The 6,240-nt window shown below is 55.3% G+C and carries 6 protein-coding genes; 3 read left to right on the top strand and 3 right to left on the bottom strand.

The features are described from left to right. Window positions 1–265 precede the first annotated feature (265 nt). Window positions 266–1,672 carry a DEAD/DEAH box helicase gene (locus tag HMPREF1051_RS02045; protein WP_003757174.1) on the bottom strand — a complete coding sequence of 469 codons (1,407 nt, stop codon included), beginning with the start codon at window positions 1,670–1,672 and terminating at the stop codon, window positions 266–268. Here HMPREF1051_RS02045 and HMPREF1051_RS12790 point away from each other — a divergent pair. After that, window positions 1,671–1,838, top strand: coding sequence for a hypothetical protein (locus HMPREF1051_RS12790; RefSeq protein ID WP_003763701.1), 168 nt, complete (start codon window positions 1,671–1,673; stop codon window positions 1,836–1,838). The genes HMPREF1051_RS02045 and HMPREF1051_RS12790 overlap by 2 nt on opposite strands. Before the next feature lie 292 nt (window positions 1,839–2,130). Further along, on the top strand, window positions 2,131–2,385 hold the full coding sequence (locus tag HMPREF1051_RS02040; protein WP_003763692.1) for a hypothetical protein: 255 nt from the start codon (window positions 2,131–2,133) through the stop codon (window positions 2,383–2,385). A 185-nt stretch (window positions 2,386–2,570) separates the two neighbouring features. Here HMPREF1051_RS02040 and HMPREF1051_RS02035 read toward each other — a convergent pair whose 3' ends face one another. Further along, window positions 2,571–3,212, bottom strand: a complete 642-nt coding sequence (locus HMPREF1051_RS02035; protein WP_036491264.1) for a GrxB family glutaredoxin — start codon at window positions 3,210–3,212, stop codon at window positions 2,571–2,573. Window positions 3,213–3,370: 158 nt separating this feature from the next. On the opposite strand from HMPREF1051_RS02035, the gene HMPREF1051_RS02030 reads away from it, so the two are divergent. Beyond that, window positions 3,371–5,584, top strand: coding sequence for a RelA/SpoT family protein (locus HMPREF1051_RS02030; protein WP_003763695.1), 2,214 nt, complete (start codon window positions 3,371–3,373; stop codon window positions 5,582–5,584). A gap of 79 nt (window positions 5,585–5,663) precedes the next feature. On the opposite strand, the gene HMPREF1051_RS02025 is transcribed toward HMPREF1051_RS02030, so the two are convergent. After that, window positions 5,664–6,240 (bottom strand): IS3 family transposase (locus HMPREF1051_RS02025; protein ID WP_003763693.1); only part of this gene is annotated, 577 nt, incomplete at its 5' end.

Genomic DNA, 6,240 nt, shown 5'->3' with positions numbered 1-6,240 from the left:
TTAAACCGGTACGGCGTTGCCTAGCCTTAGCTCAAAGAGAACGATTCTCTAAGGTGCTGAAGCACCAAGTGAATCGGTTCCGTACTATCTGTACTGTCTGCGGCCTCGTCGCCTTGTCCTGATTTTTGTTAATCCACGATAATGAACAAGGGACGCATGATCGCGCCCCTTGTTATGCGTTTGAAGGAAAGGGAGATGGTTCAACACAAAAAGGTCGTCTGAAATCTTTTTCAGACGACCTTTCTGGTTTTATGGGAAACCGGCTTTATTTTGCGCCGTAATTGGGTTGCAGCAGGGCGCAGGGTTGGCGTTCCCTGCGGCTGCGGCGGCTGCGTCCGGCGATGGTGCCGCAGGCGGCGCCGGGATCGGTTTTGTCGGCTTTTGGGGATTTGTCACCGCGCTCGTTACGTTCATTGCGTTCGCTGCGGTTGTTCCGTTCGGAGCGGTTTCTGTCGCTGCCGCGGCTGCGGGTCGGGGCGGCTTGGGTGTCTGCGGCGGCATCGCCGTCGGCGTCACTTCCCCACCAGTTCGGTTCGAAACCTTCGATACGTTCGACTGCCAAGTCGTTGCCGGTCAGCTCCTTGATGGCTTCAAACATTTTCTGTTCGGTTTTGTCCATCAGGGAAATGGCGACGCCGTCCGCGCCAGCCCTGCCGGTGCGCCCGATGCGGTGGACGTAGTCTTCGGGTTGGGTCGGCAGTTCGTAGTTGATGACGAAGGGCAGCTCGGCGATGTCCAGTCCGCGTGCGGCGACGTCGGTGGCGACGAGGACGCGCAGGCTGCCTTCTTTGAAGGCGTTGAGGGTTTCAAGGCGGCTTTGCTGGGATTTGTCGCCGTGGATGGATTGGGCGGCAAGGTTGCGGCGCACGAGGTCGCGGGTAACTTGGTCGACGCTTTGTTTGGTTTTGCAGAATACGATGACTTGGTTCATCTGCAAATCGACAATCAGCCGCTCTAAGAGGTTGCGTTTTTTAAGCGCGTCAACGGCGATGATGTGTTGCTCGACATTGGCGCTGGTGGTATTTTGAGCGGCGACTTCGACGATTTCGGGCGCGTTCATGAAGTCTTTGGCGAGTTTGCGGATGGGGGGCGCGAAGGTTGCGGAAAAGAGCAGGGTTTGGCGTGGCTTGGGCAGCATCTGCATGATTTTGCGGATGTCGTCGATGAAACCCATATCCAGCATACGGTCGGCTTCGTCGAGAACGACGATTTCGACTTTGTTGAGGTTGATGTTTTTCTGTTTGACGTGGTCAAGCAGCCGGCCGACGGTGGCGACGACGATTTCGCAGCCGGCGCGCAGGTCGGCGGTTTGTTTGTCCATGTTGACGCCGCCGAAGAGGACGGTGTGCCGCAACGGCAGGTTTTTAATATAGCCCTGCACGTTTTGGTCGATTTGGTCGGCAAGTTCGCGCGTCGGGGTCAACACCAGCATACGCACGGGGTGCATCGCGGGCGAGGTGCTGGAAGTGGCGTAGCGTTTGAGGCGTTCCAGGCTGGGCAGCATAAAGGCGGCGGTTTTGCCTGTGCCGGTTTGGGCGGCGGCGAGCAAGTCGTGGCCGGCGAGTGCTTTGGGGATGGCGGCGGCTTGGATGGGCGTCGGGTTTTCGTAACCTTGTTCGGTCAGCGCGGAAACGATTTCGCTGCCAAGCCCGAGTGAGGCGAATGGATTCATGGCGGTATCTTTCTGTCCGGACGGGATGCGGAATGCCGCATGGGGTCGTCTGAAACGGGAGGATGTTTTGATTGTGTGTTCGGTAGGATGCCGCCGGCAAAGTGTGCGGCCGGTTTACGGCAAACCGCAGAAGTGGGGATGTGGTCTCTGCGGCATGGAAAGGTAAGCGGGATTATGCCATAAAACCCTTGCGCCGCCCAACGGCAGGCGGTCGGTGCCTGGGATTAGGCGGTGTTGCTGAGATAGCAAGGGAATTTTTTACATTGCCATGCCGGCGGCGTTTATGTCCCTTAAATTTTTGAAACCGCTTATCATTTCCTGACGGCATTTACTGTCATAGTTCAAACTTATCAAAACCTTTCATATGTAAATGAAACTAAATCGTACTAATGGGACTCTGTTTTGAGACAGACGCAAATTTGCGCTGTAAACCATCAATCACAATAGGAATATACGACATGAAAACTTTATTGATCGCCGTTGCCGCTGCAAGCCTGATGCTGGGTGCCTGCTCTAGCAGCAAAACTACTGAAGAAGCTAAAACCCCTAGCGTAAGCGTTGAAGAGGCAATCGCTCAATGTCAACAAGCTTCCGGTGCAAACCAAGACCGCGCCGTGTTCGATGCATGTATGAAAGACAAAGGCTACCAACGCAGCGCCGCTGAAGGCGCAGCCGCAGCCGCAGCTGCTGCTTCTGCACCTGCCGCACAATAAGCACAGCTAGGAATTATTGATGTATCACCCGATCTGTTCGGGGTCATACATCAACAATTTCTCGCCATGCTTGTTCCGCCTGATTCCATTCACTCCCGGAAGGTAGGGCGGGCGCAAACGGAAAGGTCGTCTGAAAACTGTTTTCAGACGACCTTTCCGTTTGTTTTATCCGGCGGATTCGGTTATTACAAGGCGCGGTCGAAATACAGCGGCACGCCCGATGTTTCGCTCATGCGCAGCAGGTAGTCCATAACCTTCTGCGGCCACTCGACACCGCGCACGACGGTCAGGTTGCGCAATATCGGGAACACCAATATGTCTTCCATGCCGATTTCGCCGTTCAAGCCTGCGCCGCCTTCGGCCATCAGCGTTTCCAGTTCCGCCAAATCCCCGTTCAGCCGTTGCACATACTGACCGGTTTTCTCCAAATTGGCGGCGAAGCTGTCGATGCTTTTCTCTTTTTTGTCCGTGAAATATTTTACCGCTTCCGGCGTTTCAAATTCGGGCAGCTCGAGTTTGATCACGCGCGGCTGGACGAGTTTCAGGTTGTATTCGCCCACTTTGTCCAACCATGCCTGGATTTCGGGGCGGATTTCATCTTTCAGACGACCCTCGCGGTCAAGATAGCGGACAACGTCCAAACTCTCGCCCATAAACGAACCGTCTTCTTTTTGCAGGATGGGCACTTGTTTCGCGCCGATCATGCCGATCGGCGTTGCCTCGTCGTCGTTTGCCAGCACGACTTCTTCAACGTCCGCGCCAAACAGCCCCGCCGCCATCCGCGCACGCACGCAAAACGGGCAATGGTCGTAAATATACAGCTTCATCGGATACTCCTTTTCATGTTCATCAAACGGACGAACCATATCATTTAAGGTCGTCTGAAACAACCCGCTTACATACAACATCCCGCAAAACAGCCCGCAAATCCCTTTGGCAACCTGTTACAATAAACCTGTTTTTATCGAAACGAAAAGACACCATCATGACCGCCACCAGCCCGATTCAAGACACGCAAAGCGCGACTCCGCAAGAATTGCGCGAATGGTTCGACAGCTACTGCGCCGCGCTGCCGGACAACGATAAAAACCTCATCGGCGCCGCATGGTCGTTGGCAAAGGAACACTATCCCGCCGATGCCGCCACGCCGTATGGCGAACCGCTGCTCGACCATTTGCTCGGCGCGGCGCAGATGGTCAACGAACTCGACCTGCTCTCCGATGCCGTCGCCGCCACCCTGCTTGCCGACATCGGACGCTACGTTCCCGATTGGAATCTCTTGGTTTCCGAACGCTGCAACAGCACCGTCGCCGAGCTGGTCAAAGGTGTGGACGAAGTGCAGAAACTCACCCACTTCGCCCGAGTGGACAGCCTCGCCACTTCCGAAGAACGCGCGCAGCAGGCCGAAACTATGCGTAAAATGCTGCTGGCGATGGTAACAGACATCCGCGTCGTGTTAATCAAACTCGCCATGCGCACCCGCACCATGCAGTTTCTCAGCAATATCCCCGACAGCCCTGAAAAACGCGCCGTCGCCAAAGAAACCCTCGACATCTTCGCCCCGCTCGCCAACCGTTTGGGCGTGTGGCAGCTCAAATGGCAGCTCGAAGACCTCGGCTTCCGCCATCAAGAACCCGAAAAATATCGCGAAATCGCGCTGCTTTTGGACGAAAAACGCACCGAACGCCTCGAATACATCGAAAACTTCCTCAACATCCTGCGCGCGGAGCTCAAAAAATACAACGTTCACTTTGAAGTCGCCGGCCGCCCGAAACACATCTACTCCATTTACAAAAAAATGGTGAAGAAAAAACTCAGCTTCGACGGGCTGTTCGACATCCGCGCCGTGCGGATTCTGGTCGATACCGTCCCCGAGTGTTACACCACGCTGGGTATCGTCCACAGCCTCTGGCAGCCCATCCCGGGCGAGTTCGACGACTACATCGCCAATCCCAAAGGCAATGGCTATAAAAGTTTGCACACCGTCATCGTCGGCCCGGAAGACAAAGGCGTGGAAGTGCAAATCCGCACCTTCGATATGCACCAATTCAACGAATTCGGTGTCGCCGCCCACTGGCGTTACAAAGAGGGCGGCAAAGGTGATTCAGCCTACGAACAAAAAATCGCCTGGTTGCGCCAACTCTTAGACTGGCGTGAAAACATGGCGGAAAGCGGCAAGGAAGACCTCGCCGCCGCCTTCAAAACCGAGCTTTTCAACGACACGATTTATGTCCTGACCCCGCACGGCAAAGTCCTTTCCCTGCCCACGGGCGCGACACCCATCGACTTCGCCTACGCCTTACACAGCAGCATCGGCGACCGTTGCCGAGGTGCGAAAGTCGAAGGGCAAATCGTGCCGCTGTCCACCCCGCTCGAAAACGGACAGCGCGTCGAAATCATTACCGCCAAAGAAGGGCATCCTTCCGTCAACTGGCTCTACGAAGGCTGGGTCAAATCCAGCAAGGCAATCAGCAAAATCCGCGCCTACATCCGTCAGCAAAACGCCGACACCGTGCGCGAAGAAGGCCGCGTCCAACTCGACAAGCAGCTTGCCAAACTCACGCCCAAACCCAACCTGCAAGAGCTTGCCGAAAACCTCGGCTACAAAAAACTCGACGACCTCTACACCGCCGTCGGACAGGGCGAAATTTCCAACCGCGCCATCCAGAAAGCCTGCGGCACGCTGAACGAACCGCCGCCCGTACCGGTCAGCGAAACCACCATCGTCAAACAGTCCAAAATCAAAAAAGGCGGCAAAACAGGTGTCCTTATCGATGGCGAAGACGGTTTGATGACCACGCTGGCCAAATGCTGCAAACCCGCGCCACCCGACGACATTGTCGGCTTCGTTACCCGCGAACGCGGCATTTCCGTACACCGCAAAACCTGCCCCTCTTTCCAACACCTTGCTGAACAAGCGCCTGAAAAAGTGTTGGACGCAAGCTGGGCGGCGTTGCAGGAAGGACAAGTGTTCGCCGTCGATGTCGAAATCCGCGCCCAAGACCGCTCAGGACTTTTGCGCGACGTATCCGACGCGCTCGCCCGCCACAAACTCAACGTTACCGCCGTGCAAACCCAGTCCCGCGACTTGGAAGCCAGCATGAGGTTTACGCTCGAAGTCAAACAAGTTAACGACCTCCCGCGCGTCCTCGCCAGCCTCGGCGACGTCAAAGGCGTCTTGAGCGTTACGCGCTTGTAAGGTGGGACAAAAGGTCGTCTGAAAAACGGATTTCAGGTTTGAACTGGCCCCCAAATCTTGGACACTCATAAAAGCCTATTCAGGCACTCTGTGCAAGCTGGGTTCTGTATGCGACAGGACTCAGCTTTTTCAATTTCAAACTGCAACGCTCCCGGTTGTAGTAATCCATATAGTCATCTATCTGCTTCATCAATTCATCTACCGTCAATTCACCTGCGTTATAGAAACACTCCGTCTTTAACACCGCAAAGAAGCTTTCCATCGGCGCATTGTCCCAACAGTTCGCCTTTCGCGACATGCTTTGAACCATGGAATGCTCCGCAAGCAATTCCCTATACCCCGCCGTACGGTACAGCACACCTTGGTCCGAATGAAGCATCGTTCCTTTATCAGTCAGACGGGGTGCGGCTTTTTCGAGCATTTCCTTCACCATTTCGCTGTCGGCTCTGCGGCTCATGGCGTAGGCGACGATCTCGCGGTTGAACAAGTCCAAGATTGGCGAGAGGTACAGTTTGCCGTCCTTCCCTTTGAGTTCGGTAACGTCGGTCAGCCATTTTTCGTTGGGCTTTCGGGCTTTGAACCGGCGTTTGAGGAGGTTTCCGATATTTCGCCCATGGCGGGATGGCGGTAGGCTTTTTTCGCCCGTATGAGGGCTT

Origin of the sequence: Neisseria sicca VK64, assembly GCF_000260655.1 — a bacterium.
GTDB classification, from domain to species: domain Bacteria; phylum Pseudomonadota; class Gammaproteobacteria; order Burkholderiales; family Neisseriaceae; genus Neisseria; species Neisseria sicca_B.
Note: the sequence above shows the minus strand (reverse complement) of the source record. Positions and strands in the feature narration are given on the sequence as shown.

What these genes read in the sequence shown, in the direction of transcription:
- HMPREF1051_RS02040 (WP_003763692.1), top strand. Translation starts at nt 2,131, where the DNA reads ATGAAAACTTTATTGATCGCCGTTGCCGCTGCAAGCCTGATGCTGGGT.
- HMPREF1051_RS02030 (WP_003763695.1), top strand. Translation starts at nt 3,371, where the DNA reads ATGACCGCCACCAGCCCGATTCAAGACACGCAAAGCGCGACTCCGCAA.
- HMPREF1051_RS12790 (WP_003763701.1), top strand. Translation starts at nt 1,671, where the DNA reads ATGGCGGTATCTTTCTGTCCGGACGGGATGCGGAATGCCGCATGGGGT.
- HMPREF1051_RS02035 (WP_036491264.1), bottom strand. Translation starts at nt 3,212, where the DNA reads ATGAAGCTGTATATTTACGACCATTGCCCGTTTTGCGTGCGTGCGCGG.
- HMPREF1051_RS02045 (WP_003757174.1), bottom strand. Translation starts at nt 1,672, where the DNA reads ATGAATCCATTCGCCTCACTCGGGCTTGGCAGCGAAATCGTTTCCGCG.